The organism is Luteimicrobium xylanilyticum, from assembly GCF_009429125.1.
Classification (GTDB): Bacteria; Actinomycetota; Actinomycetes; order Actinomycetales; family Cellulomonadaceae; genus Luteimicrobium; species Luteimicrobium xylanilyticum.
Window position 1 is genome coordinate 2,527,117 of the sequence record NZ_CP045529.1, and the last position, 17,344, is coordinate 2,544,460.

General features: G+C 74.6%; 20 protein-coding genes. 5 read left to right on the forward strand and 15 right to left on the reverse strand.

All coding sequences use genetic code 11. The features are described from left to right. Nucleotides 1-10: 10 nt before the first annotated feature. Nucleotides 11-274, reverse strand: coding sequence for a type II toxin-antitoxin system Phd/YefM family antitoxin (locus KDY119_RS11255; protein ID WP_036949562.1), 264 nt, complete (start codon nucleotides 272-274; stop codon nucleotides 11-13). A 3-nt stretch (nucleotides 275-277) separates the two neighbouring features. Further along, the gene (locus KDY119_RS11260) at nucleotides 278-1,330 is read right to left on the reverse strand and encodes a sigma-70 family RNA polymerase sigma factor (RefSeq protein ID WP_153022320.1); all 1,053 of its coding nucleotides are present in this window, start codon (nucleotides 1,328-1,330) and stop codon (nucleotides 278-280) included. Nucleotides 1,331-1,460: 130 nt separating this feature from the next. On the opposite strand from KDY119_RS11260, the gene KDY119_RS11265 reads away from it, so the two are divergent. Next, nucleotides 1,461-1,862, forward strand: coding sequence for a VOC family protein (locus KDY119_RS11265; RefSeq protein WP_036949561.1), 402 nt, complete (start codon nucleotides 1,461-1,463; stop codon nucleotides 1,860-1,862). Here KDY119_RS11265 and KDY119_RS11270 read toward each other — a convergent pair. Further along, the gene (locus KDY119_RS11270) at nucleotides 1,846-2,715 is read right to left on the reverse strand and encodes an HAD family hydrolase (protein WP_036949560.1); all 870 of its coding nucleotides are present in this window, start codon (nucleotides 2,713-2,715) and stop codon (nucleotides 1,846-1,848) included. The genes KDY119_RS11265 and KDY119_RS11270 overlap by 17 nt on opposite strands. 196 nt (nucleotides 2,716-2,911) lie before the next feature. On the opposite strand from KDY119_RS11270, the gene KDY119_RS11275 reads away from it, so the two are divergent. Further along, nucleotides 2,912-3,085, forward strand: a complete 174-nt coding sequence (locus KDY119_RS11275) for a CsbD family protein (RefSeq protein WP_083890785.1) — start codon at nucleotides 2,912-2,914, stop codon at nucleotides 3,083-3,085. 60 nt (nucleotides 3,086-3,145) lie between these two features. Here KDY119_RS11275 and KDY119_RS11280 read toward each other — a convergent pair whose 3' ends face one another. The 9 genes from KDY119_RS11280 to KDY119_RS11320 form a co-directional block, all read right to left on the reverse strand. Continuing rightward, nucleotides 3,146-3,991 (reverse strand): ABC transporter ATP-binding protein, encoded by an 846-nt coding sequence (locus tag KDY119_RS11280; protein ID WP_036950592.1) that lies wholly within the window; start codon nucleotides 3,989-3,991, stop codon nucleotides 3,146-3,148. A gap of 7 nt (nucleotides 3,992-3,998) precedes the next feature. Further along, nucleotides 3,999-5,045: a FecCD family ABC transporter permease gene (locus tag KDY119_RS11285; RefSeq protein ID WP_153022321.1), complete on the reverse strand. Its 1,047-nt coding sequence runs from the start codon at nucleotides 5,043-5,045 to the stop codon at nucleotides 3,999-4,001. Continuing rightward, a complete protein-coding gene (locus KDY119_RS11290) occupies nucleotides 5,042-6,118 on the reverse strand; it encodes a FecCD family ABC transporter permease (protein ID WP_083890784.1) in 1,077 nt (358 codons plus the stop codon). The genes KDY119_RS11285 and KDY119_RS11290 overlap by 4 nt, the downstream gene beginning before the upstream one ends. A 24-nt stretch (nucleotides 6,119-6,142) precedes the next feature. Continuing rightward, a complete protein-coding gene (locus KDY119_RS11295) occupies nucleotides 6,143-7,228 on the reverse strand; it encodes an iron-siderophore ABC transporter substrate-binding protein (RefSeq protein WP_036949555.1) in 1,086 nt (361 codons plus the stop codon). 436 nt (nucleotides 7,229-7,664) lie between these two features. Further along, nucleotides 7,665-8,219: a hypothetical protein gene (locus tag KDY119_RS11300; RefSeq protein WP_036949552.1), complete on the reverse strand. Its 555-nt coding sequence runs from the start codon at nucleotides 8,217-8,219 to the stop codon at nucleotides 7,665-7,667. Next, nucleotides 8,216-9,577, reverse strand: a complete 1,362-nt coding sequence (locus KDY119_RS11305; protein ID WP_153022322.1) for a DUF58 domain-containing protein — start codon at nucleotides 9,575-9,577, stop codon at nucleotides 8,216-8,218. The genes KDY119_RS11300 and KDY119_RS11305 overlap by 4 nt, the downstream gene beginning before the upstream one ends. 4 nt (nucleotides 9,578-9,581) lie before the next feature. Continuing rightward, complete coding sequence (locus tag KDY119_RS11310; protein WP_036949550.1) at nucleotides 9,582-10,595, reverse strand: AAA family ATPase; 1,014 nt, start codon at nucleotides 10,593-10,595, stop codon at nucleotides 9,582-9,584. Further along, nucleotides 10,592-11,134 carry a hypothetical protein gene (locus KDY119_RS11315; RefSeq protein ID WP_153022323.1) on the reverse strand — a complete coding sequence of 181 codons (543 nt, stop codon included), beginning with the start codon at nucleotides 11,132-11,134 and terminating at the stop codon, nucleotides 10,592-10,594. Before KDY119_RS11315 ends, KDY119_RS11310 begins: the two co-directional genes overlap by 4 nt. After that, nucleotides 11,122-11,880 carry a DUF4129 domain-containing protein gene (locus tag KDY119_RS11320; protein WP_153022324.1) on the reverse strand — a complete coding sequence of 253 codons (759 nt, stop codon included), beginning with the start codon at nucleotides 11,878-11,880 and terminating at the stop codon, nucleotides 11,122-11,124. Before KDY119_RS11320 ends, KDY119_RS11315 begins: the two co-directional genes overlap by 13 nt. A gap of 31 nt (nucleotides 11,881-11,911) precedes the next feature. Between KDY119_RS11320 and KDY119_RS11325 the strand changes: the two genes are divergently transcribed. Then, nucleotides 11,912-13,390, forward strand: coding sequence for a serine hydrolase domain-containing protein (locus KDY119_RS11325; protein ID WP_227994314.1), 1,479 nt, complete (start codon nucleotides 11,912-11,914; stop codon nucleotides 13,388-13,390). Nucleotides 13,391-13,467: 77 nt separating this feature from the next. Here KDY119_RS11325 and KDY119_RS11330 read toward each other — a convergent pair whose 3' ends face one another. The 3 genes from KDY119_RS11330 to KDY119_RS11340 form a co-directional block, all read right to left on the reverse strand. Continuing rightward, complete coding sequence (locus tag KDY119_RS11330; RefSeq protein WP_051136467.1) at nucleotides 13,468-13,890, reverse strand: hypothetical protein; 423 nt, start codon at nucleotides 13,888-13,890, stop codon at nucleotides 13,468-13,470. A 97-nt stretch (nucleotides 13,891-13,987) separates the two neighbouring features. Further along, nucleotides 13,988-15,031, reverse strand: coding sequence for a zinc-binding alcohol dehydrogenase family protein (locus KDY119_RS11335; RefSeq protein ID WP_085998013.1), 1,044 nt, complete (start codon nucleotides 15,029-15,031; stop codon nucleotides 13,988-13,990). Nucleotides 15,032-15,090: 59 nt separating this feature from the next. Then, complete coding sequence (locus tag KDY119_RS11340) at nucleotides 15,091-15,936, reverse strand: helix-turn-helix transcriptional regulator (RefSeq protein WP_036949548.1); 846 nt, start codon at nucleotides 15,934-15,936, stop codon at nucleotides 15,091-15,093. 100 nt (nucleotides 15,937-16,036) lie between these two features. Here KDY119_RS11340 and KDY119_RS11345 point away from each other — a divergent pair, with 100 nt between their 5' ends. Then, on the forward strand, nucleotides 16,037-16,801 hold the full coding sequence (locus KDY119_RS11345) for an SDR family oxidoreductase (RefSeq protein WP_036949546.1): 765 nt from the start codon (nucleotides 16,037-16,039) through the stop codon (nucleotides 16,799-16,801). Between the two features lie 101 nt (nucleotides 16,802-16,902). Beyond that, on the forward strand, nucleotides 16,903-17,331 hold the full coding sequence (locus tag KDY119_RS11350; RefSeq protein WP_036949544.1) for an iron chaperone: 429 nt from the start codon (nucleotides 16,903-16,905) through the stop codon (nucleotides 17,329-17,331). Nucleotides 17,332-17,344 lie beyond the last annotated feature (13 nt).

Here is a 17,344-nt window from a genome sequence, read left to right on the forward strand (position 1 = left end):
CCGGCCGGCCTCAGTAGCGCTCGTCGTCGCGGGCCGCGAGGATCTCGCCGCTCAGGTCCCCCGTGGCCGACGGCAGCCCCAGCTGACGGAAGTCCGTCCGCGCCGGACGCGCCTCGCCCGACGCGACGAGCTCGTCGAGGAGGCTCGAACGCAGAGGCACGATCTGGGCGACCCGTCGCCCCCGATCCGTGACCGTAACCGTCTCCCCTCGCTCGACCTGAGCAATGACCGCGGAGGCATTCTGCTTGAGTGCCCGGATCCCCACCGTCGTCATGTTCTACACCGTAGCACTTCGGGAATCATCCCGGTGCCAGGTCTCCGGGAGCCCGAACGCAGCGAACAGCGCGGTGTCGAAGTACGCGACGACGTGCGTGACGCCGTCGGGCCGGAGCTGAACCTGCTGGACGTGGAACGCGCGGTGCACGCCGTCCTCGCCCCGCATGTAGAGCCCGTACACGGGCAGCCCGTTCGCCGTTCCCGCGGCCACGAGCCGCATGTCGCCTGCCCGGCTCGCCGGGCACCAGGTGCCGATGAGCGTGCCGATCTGCGTGGGGCCCTCGTACCACTCCGGGAACGGCGGCATCTCCCAGACCACGTCGTCCGCCAGGAGCCGCACGATCCCCGGGATGTCGTAGCTCTCGAACGCTGCGACGTACGCCGCGAGCCGCTCGCGGGTGCGCGGGTCGTCGAGATCCGGGGCGGGGGCGTCGGCCGCCTCCTCGCCGAGGCGAGCCACCTGAGCACGCGCCCGCTGCAGCGTGGAGTTCACGCCCGCGACCGTGAGCCCGAGCGCCTCGGCGGTCTCGGCGGCGCTGCACTGGAGCACCTCGCGCAGCAGCAGGACCGCGCGCTGCTGGGCGGTCAGGTGCTGCAACGCCGTGACGAACGCGAGCCGGACGTTGTCGCGGGTCACCGTCTCGGTGGCCGGGTCGGCGGGCTCGGTGCCCCAGACGAGCGCGTCCGGAAGCGGCTCCAGCCAGGTGCGGTCGTGGTCGGGCTGCGGCTCGCGGGCCGGGTCGGCGGCCGGCTGGCCGAGACCGGTCGGCAGGGGCCGGCGCTTGCGGGACTCGAGGTGGGTCAGGCACGTGTTGGTCGCGATCCGGTACAGCCACGTGCGCAGCGAGGACCGGTGCTCGAACGTGTGCATCGCGCGCCACGCCCGCAGGTACGTCTCCTGGACGAGGTCCTCCGCGTCCTGGACCGAACCGGTCATGCGGTAGCAGTGCGCGAAGATCTCGCGGCGCAGCGGAGCCACGAGCTCCTCGAAGCGCTCGTCCGACAGGGCGCCCTCGGCGACCGGGGCCGCGGGCCGTGCTGGCGTCGTCGTCATGTCCCGACGGTACGCGGGGCGACCGACACGGTCGACGACGGTCGAGCGGAGCAACAGACTCGCGCCGGCGCGATGAGTTCTCCGGCCGGAGCGGGTCGACCCCGACAACGAACCCGGAACCGGAGGACCCATGGACCGCATGATCTTCGTCAACCTCCCCGTCGCCGACCTCGACGTTGCCACCCGCTTCTACACGGACCTCGGGTTCCGGCTCGACGAGCGCTTCACCGACGAGCACGCGGCGTCCGTCGTGGTGTCGGACACGATCTGCGTGATGCTGCTCGTGCCGGCGTTCTTCGCGCAGTTCACGCCGTCACCCGTAGGCGACCCCCGGCGGTCGACGCAGGTCGTCAACTGCCTGTCGGCGGCCTCGTGCGAGGAGGTCGACGCCCTCGTCCGACGCGCCGTCGCCGCGGGCGGTGCCGAGTACCGGCCCACCCAGGAGGAGGGCGGGATGTACGGGCGGTCGTTCACCGACGTCGACGGTCACGCGTGGGAGGTCATGGCCATGGAGGTCACGCCGACGTCGTGAGGCCGAGCCGCGCGAACGCCACGGCGAGGCCGTCCTCCTCGGGTCGGCCCGTCGTCCAGTCCGCGGCGGCGACCGCGTCCGGGTGCGCCCCGCCCATCGCGACGCCCACCCCCACGTAGCGCAGCATCTCGACGTCGTTGAGGCCGTCCCCGAAGCCCACCGACGCGTCCCGCGGCACGCCCAGGTGGCTGAGGACGGCCTCGACGGCGACGCCCTTGTGGACGCCGCGCGTCTGGATCTCGGCGCTGCGCGGCCCGAGGCGCGCGGTCGACGACCGCAGGACCGTCATCGTGTCCCCGACGACGGCGCGGACCTCGTCGAGCGGGACGGGCGAGTCGAGCAGCATGACCTTGTTGACGTCGTCGCGCCGGATCCCGACGCCCGTCCGCACGCGTGCCACGAGATCCGTGAGCCCCGGGCCGAGCTCGACGTCGGGCTCGTCGCCGCGCAGCAGCCGCTCGAACGTCGCGGGAGCGTCGGGCGTGCCGTACAGGCCGCCGTTCGTCTCGAGCAGGTACGCCGCGCCGAGCTCGTCGAGCAGGTCGAGCAGCCGGCCCAGGAGCTCCGGGGCGATCGTCTCGTGGCGCACGACCGTGCCGTCCGCGAGCGCCGCGTACGCGCCGGCCCCGGCGACGACGCCGTCGAACGACCCGTCGTCGAGAGCCACGAGCTCCGACGGCGACCGGCCCGTGCACAGGAGCACGAGGTGCCCGACGGCGCGGGCTTCCGCGACGGCGCGGCGCGCGCTGTCCGGCGCGACGCCCGTGTGGGTCAGGTACGTCCCGTCGACGTCGAGGAACACGACCCGGCGCTCCGGTGTCGAGAGGCCGGTCGGCGGCACCTGCACGGTCATCACTCCTGCTACGTCGTGGGGCGCCGACCGGCGCCCCCACCATCCTCCGCGGCACCGACGACAGCCGTCAAAACGCCGGGGCCGAGCCCGCTGCGTCGGCACGGCCGTCGCGCTGCGTAGTGCACCGGACCGTCGTAGCGTCGAAGGTGTCCGGGCGGGACGACGACCCGCCGCACCCTGACGAGAGGACAGACCCATGGGTTTCGAGGACAAGATGAAGAACGCCGCCGAGGACCTTCAGGGCAAGGCGAAGGAGGCCATGGGCAAGCTCACCGGCGACCACGAGAAGGAAGCCGAGGGCAAGGGCGACCAGGCCAAGTCCGACGTCAAGCAGGCCGGCGAGAAGGTCAAGGACTCGTTCGACCACTGATCGACCCGGCGAGGTGGCCTGAGAGGGTCCGCCTCGCGCGCAGGTGCGGCCCGTGTCCCGTCAGGGGCGCGGGCCGTCGTCGTGCCCGGGAGCGCGGTGCCGCCCGACGGGCACCACCATGGGGTCCCCCGTCACCGGGTCATCGACGACGACGCTGCGGAGCCCGAAGACGCGCTCCACGAGGTCGGCGGTCACGACGTCGCCCGGAGCGCCGGAGGCCACGATCTCCCCGGCCCGCATCGCGACGAGGTGGTCGGCGTACCGGACGGCCTGGTTGAGGTCGTGCAGGACCATGACGACCGTGGTCCCGCGGTCCGCGTTGAGGTCGGCAAGGAGGTCCAGCACCTCGACCTGGTGGGCGATGTCGAGGTAGGTGGTGGGCTCGTCGAGGAGCAGCAGGTCGGTCCGCTGGGCGAGCGCCATCGCGATCCACACACGCTGCCGCTGACCGCCCGACAGCTCGGACAGCGGTCGCGCGGCGAGGTCCGTGACGCCGGTGGCCTCCATCGCCTCGGCGACGGCGAGATCGTCGGCGGACGTCCAGCGACGCAGCCACCCCTGGTGCGGGTAGCGGCCTCGTCCGACGAGGTCGGCGACCGTGATGCCCTCGGGGGCGACGGGGCTCTGCGGCAGCAGCCCGAGCACCTGCGCGACGGCACGCGTGCCGAGCGAGCGCACGTCCTCGCCGTCGAGCAGGACGCGACCCGCCTCGGGCGCGAGCAGCCGCGCGAGGCCGCGCAGCAGGGTCGACTTGCCGCACGCGTTGGGCCCGACGATGGCCGTCACCCGCCCGGGCGGCACCGTCAGCCCGAGCTCGCGCACGACGACGCGCCCCTCGTAGCCGAGGGTGAGGTCCTCGGCGACGAGGGTGTGCTCGGGGGCCGACGGCGCAGGGCGGTCGGGCAGGGTCACGTCAGCCTCCTCGTCCGGCACGGTTCGTCCGGGTCAGCAGCCAGAGCAGGTAGGGGGCGCCGACGATGCCGGTCACGACGCCCACGGGGTAGATCGTCCCAGGGACCGCGAACTGGGCGACGCCGTCGGCCACCACGACGACGAGCGCGCCGACCAGCGCGGAGCAGACGAGCGCGGGGGCACCGCTCGCGACCAGTCTCCTGGCGATGGGCGCGGAGACCAGCGCGACGAACGTCACGGGCCCGGCCGCGGCCACCGCGACGGCCGCGAGCGCCACCGCCGTCAGGACAGCGAGCCCGCGCGTGCGCTCGACGCCGACCCCGAGCGCGGCGGCGGTGTCGTCGCCGAGCTCGAGCTGGGCGAGCCGCGGGCCCTGCACCCAGGCGAGCGGCAGCAGCACGAGGGCCGCGACGGCGAGGACGGAGAGCCGGTCTCCCCCGGCACCGTTGAGGCTCCCGGTGAGCCAGACGAGCGCCTCGCGCACGTCGGTCACGGCACTGCGGGTCAGCACGTACGACACGATCGCCGACGCGACGGCCGCGACCCCGATGCCGACGAGCACGAACCGGTACCCCGACAGGCCGGCTCGCCAGGCCAGGGCGTAGACGAGCAGCGCCGCGGCGAGCGCACCGACGAGGACGAGCCCGGACAGGGCGAGCCCGCCGAGCGAGAACCCGACGATCCCGATCACGCCTGCCGCGCTCGCGGCCTGGGTGATGCCGACGATGTCGGGGCTGGCGAGCGGGTTCCGCACCACGGACTGGAGGAGTCCCCCGGACACGCCGAGGCACGCGCCGACCAGGAGCCCCGTCTCGAGCCGCGGGAGCCGCAGGTCGAAGATCACGAAGCGGGTGAGCACGTCGGCCTGCCCGACGAGCGCGCGCAGCACGTCCAGCGGCGCGACGGCCGCCTCGCCGAGGCACAGCGACACGCCGCACGCGACGGCCACGAGCAGCGCGAGCACGACGCCGACCCGCACCTGCCGGGCACGCCGCGCCCGCCGGACGTGCGCCGTCGGGCCGGGGACGACCGCCGCGGCGGCGCTCACAGGCCGACCGTCCCGCGGCGGCGCACGAGCGCGATGAACACCGGCGCCCCGACGACGGCCGTGACGATCCCGACCTCGAGCTCGCCCGGGTAGGCGACGACCCGGCCGATCACGTCGCAGACGAGCAGCAGCGTCGGCGCGATCAGGGCGGAGAAGGCGAGGATCCAGCGGTAGTCGTGCCCCACGAGCCGACGGGCGGCGTGCGGGACGACGAGCCCGACGAACGCGATCGGCCCGGCGGCGGCGGTCGCGGCCCCGCACAGGAGCACCACCGCGACGGCGCTCGCGGCGCGCACACGCCCGACATGCTGGCCGAGGGCCCGTGCGACGTCGTCGCCGAGCGCGAGCCCGTTGAGGGAGCGCCCGAGCGCGAGCGCGACCACGGCGCCGGCCGCGACGGGGGGCAGCACCTGCCACACGACGTCGTACCCGCGCCCCGCGAGCGCACCCACCTGCCAGAACCGGAGCTGGTCGAGGGCCTCGTTGCTGGTCAGCAGGACGGCGGTGACGAGCGACGTGAGCGCCGCGCTCACGGCGGCGCCCGCGAGCGCCAGCTTCACGGGTGTCGCGCCCTCACGGCCCAGCGACCCGATCGTGTACACGACCACGGACGCGAGCGCGGCACCGAGGAACGCGAACGGCACGTAGCCCGCCGTCGACGAGATGCCCGCCACCGAGATCGCGAGGACGACGGCGAGCGAGGCCCCCGCGTTGACGCCGAGCAGGCCGGGGTCGGCGAGCGGGTTGCGCGTGAGGCCCTGCATCACGGTGCCCGCCAGACCGAGCGCGAGGCCGGCGAGGACGCCCACGAGCGTCCGCGGCAGGCGCTTGTCGACGACGATGAGCGACGCCTCGTCGTGCGGGTCGTAGTGGCGCAGCGCGCCCAGCACCGCGGACGGCGACAGCGCGTTCGACCCGACCATGAGGCTCGCGAGGACCGCGGCGAGCAGCAGCACCGCGCACACCAGCAGCCCGAGCACCAGCCGGCGGCGGCGTGCGGTCAGGCTCGCGGCCGACGACGGCGCCCCGCCCGGCGCGGAGCCGGGCGGGGCGCTCGTGGAAGGGGTGGGCACAGCGGGGACGCTACTACGCCGCGGCTACTCGGCCTTCTCGGCGGCGGCCGCGAGCTTGGGCACGTACTGGTTGAGCATCCACGGGATCGACAGCACGGTCGGCGCGCTCGACGCCATCACGAACGACTCGCCGACGATCGGGGCGAAGGCCCCGGACTTCACCGACGGCATCGCCGCGACCAGCGGGTCCTTGACGAACGCGTCGACCGCCTTCTGGTCGCCGAAGTAGGCGACGAGCACGTCGGTGTCGATCTTCGACAGGTTCTCGTAGCTGACCTGGAAGAAGTAGCTGTCGTCGGGCTTGGTGTCGAGGGCCTTGACGCTCGGGCTCACGACCATGCCGAGCTGGGTGAGGAGCTGGACGCGCGGGTCCGAGGCCCGGTAGACGCTCAGCTTGTCGGCCTCGTTGGCCGCCGCGTAGACGAACGTCTTGCCCTTGAGCACGGGGTACTTCGCGCCGAGGGCGGCGACCAGGTCGTTCGTCTTGGAGACGAGGTCCGCGGCCTGCGCGGAGCGGCCGAGCGCCTTGCCGATGATCGTGGTCTGGTCCTGCCAGCTCGTGGCCCACGGCTTGTCCGGGTAGGCGACGACGGGCGCGATCTTGCTCAGCGTGTCGAAGTCGTCCTGGGTGAGCCCCGAGTAGGGGGCGAGGATGACGTCGGGCTTCGCCTTGACGATCTCCTCGAAGGGAACCTGACCGGTGTCGCTGCCGGACAGCAGCTCGGGGGTGGTGCCGCCGAGCTCCTTGATGGCGTCGGCGTCCCACGGCAGGACGCCGTCGGCGTTGCCACCGTAGGTGTTCTTGGGCATCGCGACGGGCACGACGCCGAGCGCGAGGGCCGCGTCCTGCGACGACCAGCCCCAGGTCACGACGCGCTTGGGCTCGGACTTGATGGTCGCGGTGCCGAGCGCGGACGTGACCGTCACGGGGAACGAGTCGGTGGCTCCGGTGGCGCCCGCGGAAGCGCTGCCCGTCGGGCCGGTGGTCTCGGACGAGCCGCCGTCGTCCGACGACGAGCACCCGGCGAGGGCGAGCGCCCCGGCGACGAGACCGGCCGCGACGACGGCGAGCCGGCCGCGGGCGCGGCGGGACGAAGACAGGACGGACATGGGGGTGCTCCTCGGGACGGACTCAGGGGCCGGCGGCACCGTCGCACGCCGGAGGTAAGCCTACCCTTAGCGCGCCGACGGCCCGTCCACTCCTTGCGCCGAGTGCGACGCTGCGGGCGCCGAGTGCGACGCTGCGGGCGCCGAGTGTGACGCGGGCAAGTGGGTGAACGGTCACGATCGGCAGCCCCGAGCCCCCGTCGATGCCGATCGTGACCTCGCGAGCGGCGCGTCGTGTCGGCGAGGGGACGGTCGAGCGAGTGGGTGCGTGAAGGGCGTCAAGGAGTGCGCACGGCCCCCAGGGCCGAAGCACGACAGCCCGAACCACCTCGCCGCACCCACCCGCGAACCCAGCCACGTCACACTCGGCGAACCCCCACGTCACACTCGGCGGGGCCTGGCGTCACACTCGGCGGGCCTGGCGTCACACTCGGCGAGGTCAGCGCGGGGTGCGCCACCGCCAGACCAGGAGCACGACCCCGACGACCAGCGCCGCCCCGGCGACGACGGCGGCGGGCCGCAGGTGAGGAGCCCCACCGCCGGGTGCCAGTGTGAGAAGAACCACGGCAGCGAGCGCCTGCACGGGGACCTGGATCAGCACGAGCCGCCGGACCGGCGCTACGAGGACGCCCGTCGCCACGCGTCCGCCGGGCGGGAGCGCGAGCGAGAACGCCGCGGCGACGTGCAGCACGGGCAGGCCGAGCAGCAGCAGCGCGAACCGCCAGGTCCACCCGTCGTGCGGCAGCGTCAGCGCCGCCACCCCGAGGTACACCATGAGCACCCAGGCGACGAGCGTCCTTGGCGACGCCGTCGCGACGACGGCGAGCACCACGGCGACGAACAGCCAGAACCCGTGCACAACGAGTCCGGAGAGCCCGGCGCCCACGAGGAGCACGGCGGCCTGGGCCGACCAGCCGGGGAACGACGCGCCGATCTCCGGGGGCAGGATCCGGGGCGCGTCGTCGGGCCGCGCACCGGTGCGTCCTGGGCTCATCGCGGGCCTCGTCCGGCGCGCGCGAGGGTGCGCAGCGCCGCGGCCCGCTCCCCCGCCCCGCCGTGGCGCTCCTGCCAGCGCAGCAGCTCGACGCCGGACGCCTGCAGGGTCCGCATGCGCTCCTCGCGCTCGAGCGCGACCAGCCGGAAGGCGACGCGCTCGTGCGGCTCGAGCCCGCCGGTGCGCGGCGTCGGCAGGACGTCGACGGCGATCACCCGGTGCCCGCCCGCGCGCCAGAGCGTCGCCATGCGAGGCGCCTCGTCGTCGAGGAACGTCGAGAACACGTACACGAGCGCGCCGGCCGGCACGACCGGTGCCCGGAGCCGGGCGAAACGGCTGCCTGCGGGGCGGCTGAGCGTGACCGCCCGGACGACGCGGTCACGGTGCCGCGCCCCGCCGCCGGGCTGCACGACCCGTGCCTGCGACGCGAGGTCCTGGACCCCGACCCGGTCGCCGGCGGCGGCGTACGAGGTCGCGAGGGACGCCGCGGCCTCGCGGGCGAGATCGAGCGAGGTGACGCCCTCGCCGTCGGCGGTGTGCCCGGTCCAGTCCTCGACGTTCTCGCCGACGTCGTCGCGCGAGTCGAGGACGAGGACGACGGTCGCGTCGGCCAGCGCCGAGGTCCGCCGCACGAACAGCTCGTCGGCGAGCCGGGCGCGCCGCGCGGTGGCCCGCCAGTCGATGCGGCGCAGCCGGTCACCGGGGGCGAACGGGTGCACGTCACGGAAGTCGCCGCCGTCGCCCGGTCGGGCCGACTGGTGGTTCCCGGTCATGCCCTGGAGGCGGTGCGGGAGCGGCAGGGACGCGAGGGGCACCGTCCGGGGGGTGACGACCTGCTCGACGTCGAGCTCTCGCGCCGGCGCCGTGAACCACGCGGCGTCCTGGCCGAGCAGGCGGTGCTGGAGCCGGAGCAGGAGCTGCGGCCCGGAGTGCAGGATCGGTGCCTCGCCCGTGAGGTCGGCGGCACGTCCCGGGGTGACGACGAGGTCGCGCGGTGTCGTCCCGAGGACGCTGACGCGCACGTGGACGGCGTCCGTGCCACCGGTGCCGTCGACGCCGATCCGGTAGCGCACGAGCCTCGCGCCGGCGTCGGGCACGACCTGGACGCGCAGGCCGGTGCTGGGACCGCCGTCGGACGTGGCAGGCGGCCGCGAGACCCACGACCACGCGGACGCCACGGCGAGCGGGAGCGCGAGCAGCACGACGTCGGCGCGGGAGACCACGACACCGAGGACCGCGAGCAGCACCGCGACCACGGCTCCCGCGAGCGCAGCGGCACCGGTGAGCGGGACGACCCGCGTGCTCCCGGAGGCCCGCTCGGACGCGTGGTCCGGGACGACGGCGGTCGGGGTGGTCACGGTGTCACGCCCGCGCGGCGGGGACGTGGCTGCCGGGCTCGCGGCCGACCGTCGGCGGGACGGGCACGCGCGCGACCACGGACTCGACGACGGACACGGGCTGCACCCCCGTCGCCCACGCCTGGGTGGTCAGCGAGATCCGGTGCGCGAGCACCGGGACCGCGACGGCCTTGACGTCCTCCGGGGTCACGAAGCCGCGGCCGGCCATGACGGCGCGGGACCGGGCCACGAGCAGGAGGCCCTGCGACCCGCGCGGCGAGGCCCCCACCTGGACGGCGTCGTGCGCGCGCGTGCCCGCGGCCAGGTCGACGCAGTAGCGCGCGACGTCGGCGTCGACGTGGACGGTCTCGACGCCCGCCTGCATGGCCCGCAGGGTCGCCGCGTCGATCACGGGCTCGACGTGCGCGACCTCGGTGCGCCGCGCGACCCGGTTGAGGAGCACCTGCTCCTCGCCCTCGGCCGTCGGGTACCCGACGGCGAGCCGGACCATGAACCGGTCGAGCTGCGCCTCGAGCAACGCGTAGGTGCCCTCGAACTCGATCGGGTTGGACGTCGCGACCACGTGGAAGGGGTTCGGCAGCCCGAACCGTCGACCCTCGACCGTGACCTGACCCTCGGCCATCGCCTCGAGGAGCGCGGACTGCGTCTTGGGGGCGGTGCGGTTGATCTCGTCGGCGAGGAACAGGCCGGTGAAGACCGGGCCCGGACGGAAGTCGAAGTCCGAGCGCGTCGGGTCCCACACGAACGAGCCCGTGATGTCCGAGGGCAGGAGGTCGGGCGTGCACTGCAGGCGCCGGAAGTCGAGCCCGAGGGCCGACGCGAGCGACCGCGCGGCCAGGGTCTTGCCCAGGCCCGGGACGTCCTCGAACAGGACGTGCCCGCCGGCGAGGATCGCCCCGAGCGCCAGCCCGACGGCGTCGTCCATCCCGACGACGACGGTCGCCACGCGCTCGCGCACGAGCGCCGCGAGACGGGCGACCTCCTCGACGGGGAGGGCGGTCGGTTCGGCGTCGGTCATGGCAGCTCCTGGGGCGAGGTGGTGCGGTCGAGGTTCTCGAGGGCGCTGAGGCAGGCGACGACGTCGGTCCGGCGCGCTCGCGTCGTGTCGGCGCGCAGCAGCGCCGGGGCGGAGGCCCCGAGCAGCGCGGCCACGCGCGGTGCGTCGGCCGGGTCGTCGACGTCGATGCCGTGCCGGGCGAGGCGCACGCGCGCCACGCCCCGCAGCCGGCGCAGCGCGGGCGCCCCCTCGACCGTCCGCCCCCGTCCGACGGCGGCGGCGAGGCGTGAGACGTCGTCGCGCACTCCCGTCGCGGCGGGCCGCGAGCCGGGGCGCCAGATCGCGTCGTCCCAGTCGGGGGCGCCGCGCCACAGGACGGCGACCGTGAGCGTCACGGCCCCGAAAGCGAGGGCGTGCCACGGGTCCACGCCGAGGTACCAGGGCAGGAGCGCGGCCAGGACGGGCAGGACGACCACCGTGAGGACGCGGTGCTCGCGCGGCCCGCCGACGACGCGCCGGACCGCCCGCCCGGCCGGACGACCGGCTGTCATCGCGACCACCGCCGCGTCCTGTCGTCCCAGCCCTGTGTGAGGCGCTCGACGGCGGAACGCGCCGCGGCGACGTCGTCGGACGTGGCCGTGTACCCGCCGTAGCGCACGCGCAGGTACAGGTCGAGGAGCGCGTGGACGGCGGCGTCGTCGGAGGTGACGCGGCCGAGGATGCGGGTCGTGAGCTCGGACGCCGTCTCGGCGGGCCGGCGTGCGACCCCGGCGTCCTGCGCGGCCTCCTCGATGCCGAGCCAGGCCGTGACGATCGCGTCGTGGGGCTCGCGCGCCGAGTCGAGGACGTGGAACGCGTGGTCGAACCCGCGCCGGAGCACCGGCAGGTCGGGCTCCTCGGCGACGGACTCGGGTTCCGTGAGCACCACGTCGTGGACACCGGGCGCCTCGGCGGGCTCGTCGTCGGGCGGGTGGCCGTCGTGGTGCCGACGCCACCAGAACGCGAGCGCGAGCACTATCGCCGCGACCACGACCGCGACGACCCCCACCCAGACCGACGGGCTGACGTGCCAGCGCTCGGGCGTCGTCGTCGTGAGCGGCGGCGGGGGCAGCGTCTGCGTGACCTCGCGGCCGGTCACGGGGGCGTCGTGCGCGCCGAGGTCGACGTGCGGCAGCCACCGCACACCCTCGTGCGCGACGGGTCCCTGGAGCGCGACGGCCAGCACGACGAGCACCCCCAGGCCCGCGACCACGCCGACGACGGCACGCGCGTCCGTGCGACGCTCCGGCGGCGGGCTCGGGTTCACCCCGACAACCTAGCGGCCCTAGGCTCGTCCGGTGCACTCCGACATCGCTGTCCGGCCGTCGGGGGCGTCCGCGCTCCCCACCGCCACGCCCTCCGTCACCGGCACCGACGCCGCCGGGATCCTCCGGTTCGTCCGGGCGCTCGAGGCCTCGCCCACGCAGGAGCCCCACGGTCTCGTGGTGCTCCGCCACGGCAGGTTGATCGCACAGGGCTGGTGGGCGCCTTACGCCCCGCTGCGCCGGCACCTGCTGTACTCGCTGAGCAAGAGCTTCACGTCCGCGGCGACAGGGCTCGCGGTGGCCGAGGGGCTCGTGCGGCTCGACGCCCCCGTCCTCACGTACTTCCCGGAGCTCGACGACGAGATCACCGACGCGCGCACCCGGCGCATGCTCGTGCGGCACGTGGCGTCGATGGCGAGCGGGCACACGCGCGACACGTTCGACGAGGCGTTCGCCGACCCGGACGTCGACCCGGTCCACGCGTTCCTCCGGATCCCGCCGGACCAGGAGCCGGGCAGCGTCTTCGCGTACAACCAGCCGGCGACGTACACGCTGGGCGCGATCGTGCAGCGGGTCACGGGCGGCTCACTCCTTGCCTACCTGCGGCCGCGCCTGCTCGACCCGCTCGGGATCGGCCCGCTCGGCTGGCAGGAGCGCGGCGGCCGGCAGATCGCTTTCACCGGGCTCTTCGCCCCGACGGACGCGGTCGCGCGGCTGGGCCAGCTCCTCCTCCAGCGGGGCCGGTGGGGCGACCGGCAGCTCCTGCCCGAGGAGTGGGTCGACGCCGCCACGTCGGTGCAGGTCCCGACGCCGCGGCCGTTCGGAGGTCCCGGCGAGGCCGAGGCAAACCCCGACGACTCCGACTGGCAGCAGGGCTACGGGTTCCAGCACTGGCTGTCCCGCCACGGCTTCCGCGGCGACGGCGCCTACGGACAGTTCTGCCTGGTGCTGCCCGAGCACGACGCCGTCGTCGCGATCACGTCGCAGACCGCGGACATGCAGGAGACGCTCGACCTGGCGTGGGAGCACCTGCTCCCCGCGTTCGCCGGGCCGGGTCCGGCACAGGCCGACGGGGAGCTCGCCGCGCACCTCGCGGCCTCGGCTCTTCCGCCGCTCGACCTGCCCGCCCTGCCCGACGACGGCGCGTGGGCCGGGACGACGTTCCGCCCCGAGGGCGGGGCGTGCGCCGTGCAGCCGAGCCTCACGCAGGTCCGGCTGGACGCGGGGCTGCGGCTCACGCTCGTCGACCGCGGCGGCGACGTCGCGGCGGCGGTCTCACCCGGCACGCCGGGCTGGACGGTCACCGAGGGCGTCGTGCCGGTCGCGACGTCGGGCGGCGCCGACGGCGCCGGCCGGCTCCGGGTCGAGGTCGCGTTCCTCGAGGCGCCGCACCGCCTCGAGCTCGTGCTCGACCGGGCGGCCGGGACCTTCGCGGCCGGCTGGAGCAACGAGCCGCTCCGGTTCGCGACCACTCCCCTGCGGGCGCTCGCGACCCCGGACGCGCGGGGCTGACCCGGGCCCTGCGAGCACGGACCCGCTTCGCGAGAACGGGGTCTCGGCCCCACGAGAAGGTGGCGCCGGGTGCGGCGTCAGGCGGCGACGTCGAAGTCGTCCCCGCGATGCACGCGGTGCCCACGGACGACCGTCTCGTCCGCGAGGATGCTGTCGGGCGCGACCCGGGCCTCGCGCCCGACCCGGACAGCCCTCCCGAGGCGTGAGCCGGCGCCGACGTGCGCACCGTCGCGGATCGCCGACCCGCGGCCGACGTGCACGTTGGTGCCGACGACGACGTCCTCACCCACGGTGGCGTCGTGGTCGATCCAGCTCCCGGCACCCACGCTCGTGCGAGCGCCGACGCGCGCGCCCTCCTCGACGTAGGCCGTGCGGGCGATGCGCGCCGAGGCGTCCACGAACGCGCGTGGGGAGACGAGCCCTTCACCGTTGGGGTGCCGGACGTAGACCACCGTCTCACCGAGGTCGTTCTCGAACTCGACTCGTCCTGCTCGCGTCATCGATCCTCCTGACGTGTGTCGCAACGTTCGCCTTTCGCAACGTTCCGATGACATAACGTCAAGAGTGTGGGGCGTGTTCCCCGCGTTCGGACGGCGCTCAGCCGGGCCAACCCGCCACGACGACCTTCCCGGTCACGTGCCCCGTCTCCACGAGCCGGTGCGCCTCGCGCAGCGTCTCGGCCGACAGCGGCCCGAGCGTGGTCGTGACCGTGGGTCGCACGGCGCCGGCGTCCACGAGGCCGGCGAGGGCGTCGAGGATCCCGCGCTGCCGCGTCGAGCTCGGGGCGTGCAGCGCGTCGGTGAACATGAACTCCCAGTGCCAGGCGACGCTGCGCTCCTTGAGCGGCGCCACGTCCCGCGCGCCGTCGTCGATCGCGACGACCGCCCCGAACGGGGCGACCACCCGCGCGTAGGTCTCCACCTGGCCCGCGGAGTGCGACGTGAAGACCCAGCGGACGCCGTCGGGCGCGAGCGCGAGCACCCGCTCCTCGAGGTCGCCCGCGTGATGGTCCACGGTCTCGGCCGCACCCAGCTCGCGCACCCAACGGGCGGCGTCGTCCCCGGACGCCGTCGCGATCGTCCGCACCCGCGGCGCCCGGGCACGGACGAGCTGCAGCAGGACGGAGCCCACTCCCCCGGTCGCGCCGACGACCAGCAGGTCTCCCTCGTCGTCCTCGCGCACCCCGAGCCGGTCGAACACGGCCTCCCAGGCCGTGAGCGCGGTGAGCGGGAGGGACGCCGCGGCGGCGAAGCCGAGCGTGCGCGGCTTGCGCCCGACGAGCCTCGCCTCGACCGCCTGGTAGCGCTGGTCGCTGCCCGGCCGCGCGACGCTGCCGGCGTACCAGACCTCGTCCCCCACCTGATACCCGACCGAGCCCGCCGGCCCCTCGCCGCCGACCGCGACGACGGTCCCCGCGGCGTCGTACCCGAGCACCCGGAAGCCTCCGGGGTCGGCGTGGGCGCGCTGCTTGACGTCCACCGGGTTCACGGACACCGCCTCGACGGCGACGACGACCTCGCCGGGCGCCGGCTCGGGAACGGGCAGGTCCCTCTCGACGAACGCGCCCGGGTCGGAGACCGGCAGGTTCGCCGTGTACCCGATGGCGACGTTCCGCAGCGGAGCCGAGGCGTTCGTGTCCACGCCTCCAGCATGCCGCCGTGCCGGCGCTGCGCGACCCGGGCCGCCGCGTGACCCGCGCGTCAGCCGAAGGACTCCGCGCCCACGACCGCGAGCAGACGCAGCTTCTCCTCGGCCTCGCTGCGGGGCTCCGCCGTCAGGACGAGCAGCGCCTGCGACTGGTCCTCGGTGAACAGTGCCTGGCAGTCGAGCGCGATCGGGCCCACCTCGGGGTGCACGATCACCTTGTGGTCGGCGAAGCGCTGCGCGACCTCCTGCCGGTCCCACAGCTCCGCGAACTCGGCGCTGCGCCGCTGCAGCTCGCGGACCATGCGCCCCGCCCGCGACGACCGACCCATGCTCCCGTACGCGGCGCGCAGGGAGGCGACGAGCGCGCGCGACTGGCGCGGGCGGTCGTCGGCGGGGTAGACGAGCCGTGCCGTGTCAGTGGTGAACCAGCGGTAGATCTCGCTGCGCTCCAGGTCGCCCGTGCGCACCGGCTCCCCGTACAGCGCGGTCGCGAGCCGGTTCTGGACGAGCGTCTCCCCCAGGTCGGACAGGATCAGCGCGGGCGTGTCGGCGAGGCGGTCCAGCACGCGCAGGAGCGCAGGCGCGACGTGCCCGGTGCCCTGCAGGCGGTCGGGAGCGTCGTGCCCCGCGACGCGGAACAGGTAGTCGCGCTCGTCGGGCGTGAGGCGCAACGCCCGCGCGAGCGACGCCAGCATCGGGGTGCTCGGCTGCGGTCCGCGCTGCTGCTCGAGGCGCGTGTAGTAGTCGGTGGACATGGTCGCGAGCTGCGCGACCTCCTCCCGCCGCAGCCCCGGCGCCCGACGGCGCAGCCCGGGCAGGAGGCCCACGTCGGCCGGCTGCAGGCGTTCGCGGCGGCTGCGCAGGAACGCTGCGAGGGCGGCACGGTCGGGTCGGTCCATGTCCCCAGCATGGCGGGCGCCGCGACGACGAACCAGGGACCCGCGATCCCCCGTTCGACGGGTCCTGGTAGCCGTGCCCGGACCGGCCCAGGCTCGGAGCATGCAGATCAGCGGAAACACCGTCTTCATCCCCGGCGCGACGAGCGGCATCGGTCTCGCCCTCGCGCTCCGCCTCCAGGCCGCGGGCAACACCGTGGTCGTGGGCGGGCGCCGCGCCGACCTCCTCGAGCGGATCAGAGCCGAGCACCCCGTCCTCGACACCGTCCGGATCGACACCACCGACCCCGAGAGCGTCCGGAGCGCCGCGAAGCAGGTCCTGACGAACCACCCGGACCTCGACGTGCTCGTGACGATGGCCGGCATCATGCGCGTGGAGGACTGGCGCACGCCCGCCGGCTTCCTCGACTCCGCCGAGGCCACGATCACCACGAACGTGCTCGGCCCGATCCGCCTGATCGCGGCCTTCGTCGAGCACCTGCAGTCCCGGCCCGACGCCACGATCATGACCGTCTCGTCGGGGCTCGCGTTCGCCCCGCTCGCCGCGACGCCCAGCTACAACGCGTCGAAGGCGGCGATCCACCTGCTCAGCGAGTCGCTGCGCCTCCAGCTCGCGGGCACCAGCGTGCACGTCGTCGAGCTCGAGCCGCCGTCGGTCCGCACCGACCTGATGCCCGGCCAGGCCGAGAGCGAGTTCGCGATGCCGCTCGACGCGTTCGTCGACGAGGTGATGAAGCTCCTCGAGACGCAGCCCGACGCCACGGAGATCCAGGTCGAGAACGTGAAGTTCCTGCGCTACGGCGAGGCCCGTGGGGACTACGCGGACGTCGTCGCGACCCTCAACCGCCTGGACCCGCACGGGCGCTGACGCGAAGACGCCGAGACCGGTCAGGATTCGAGAAGCCGTCCCCCCGGCCCGCCCCCTAGCGTGGGACTCGTTCCCACGACGGCACGACGGAAGGACCGGCCATGGCCACCACGACGAAGACCAAGAGCGGTTTCAGCGCCGCCGAGCGCGACGCGATGAAGGAGCGGGCCAAGGAGCTCAAGGCGTCGACCGACCGTGCCGAGGGCGAGGCCGCGGTCGCCGAGAAGATCGCCGCGATGCCGGAGCCGGACCGCGCGCTCGCCCAGCGCATCCACGACATCGTCACCGAGACCGCGCCCGGCCTCGTGCCCCGCACCTACTACGGCATGCCCGCCTATGCGAAGGACGGCAAGGTGCTGTGCTTCTTCAAGCCGTCGTCGAAGTTCAGGACGCGGTACTCGAACTTCGGGTTCAACGACGTCGCGCAGCTCGACGACGGCAGCATGTGGGCCACCGAGTACGCCCTGACCGAGCTCACCGACGACGACGCGGAGCGGATCGCCGGGCTCGTCCGGCGCGCGGTCGGCTGAGCCGTGCTCGCCC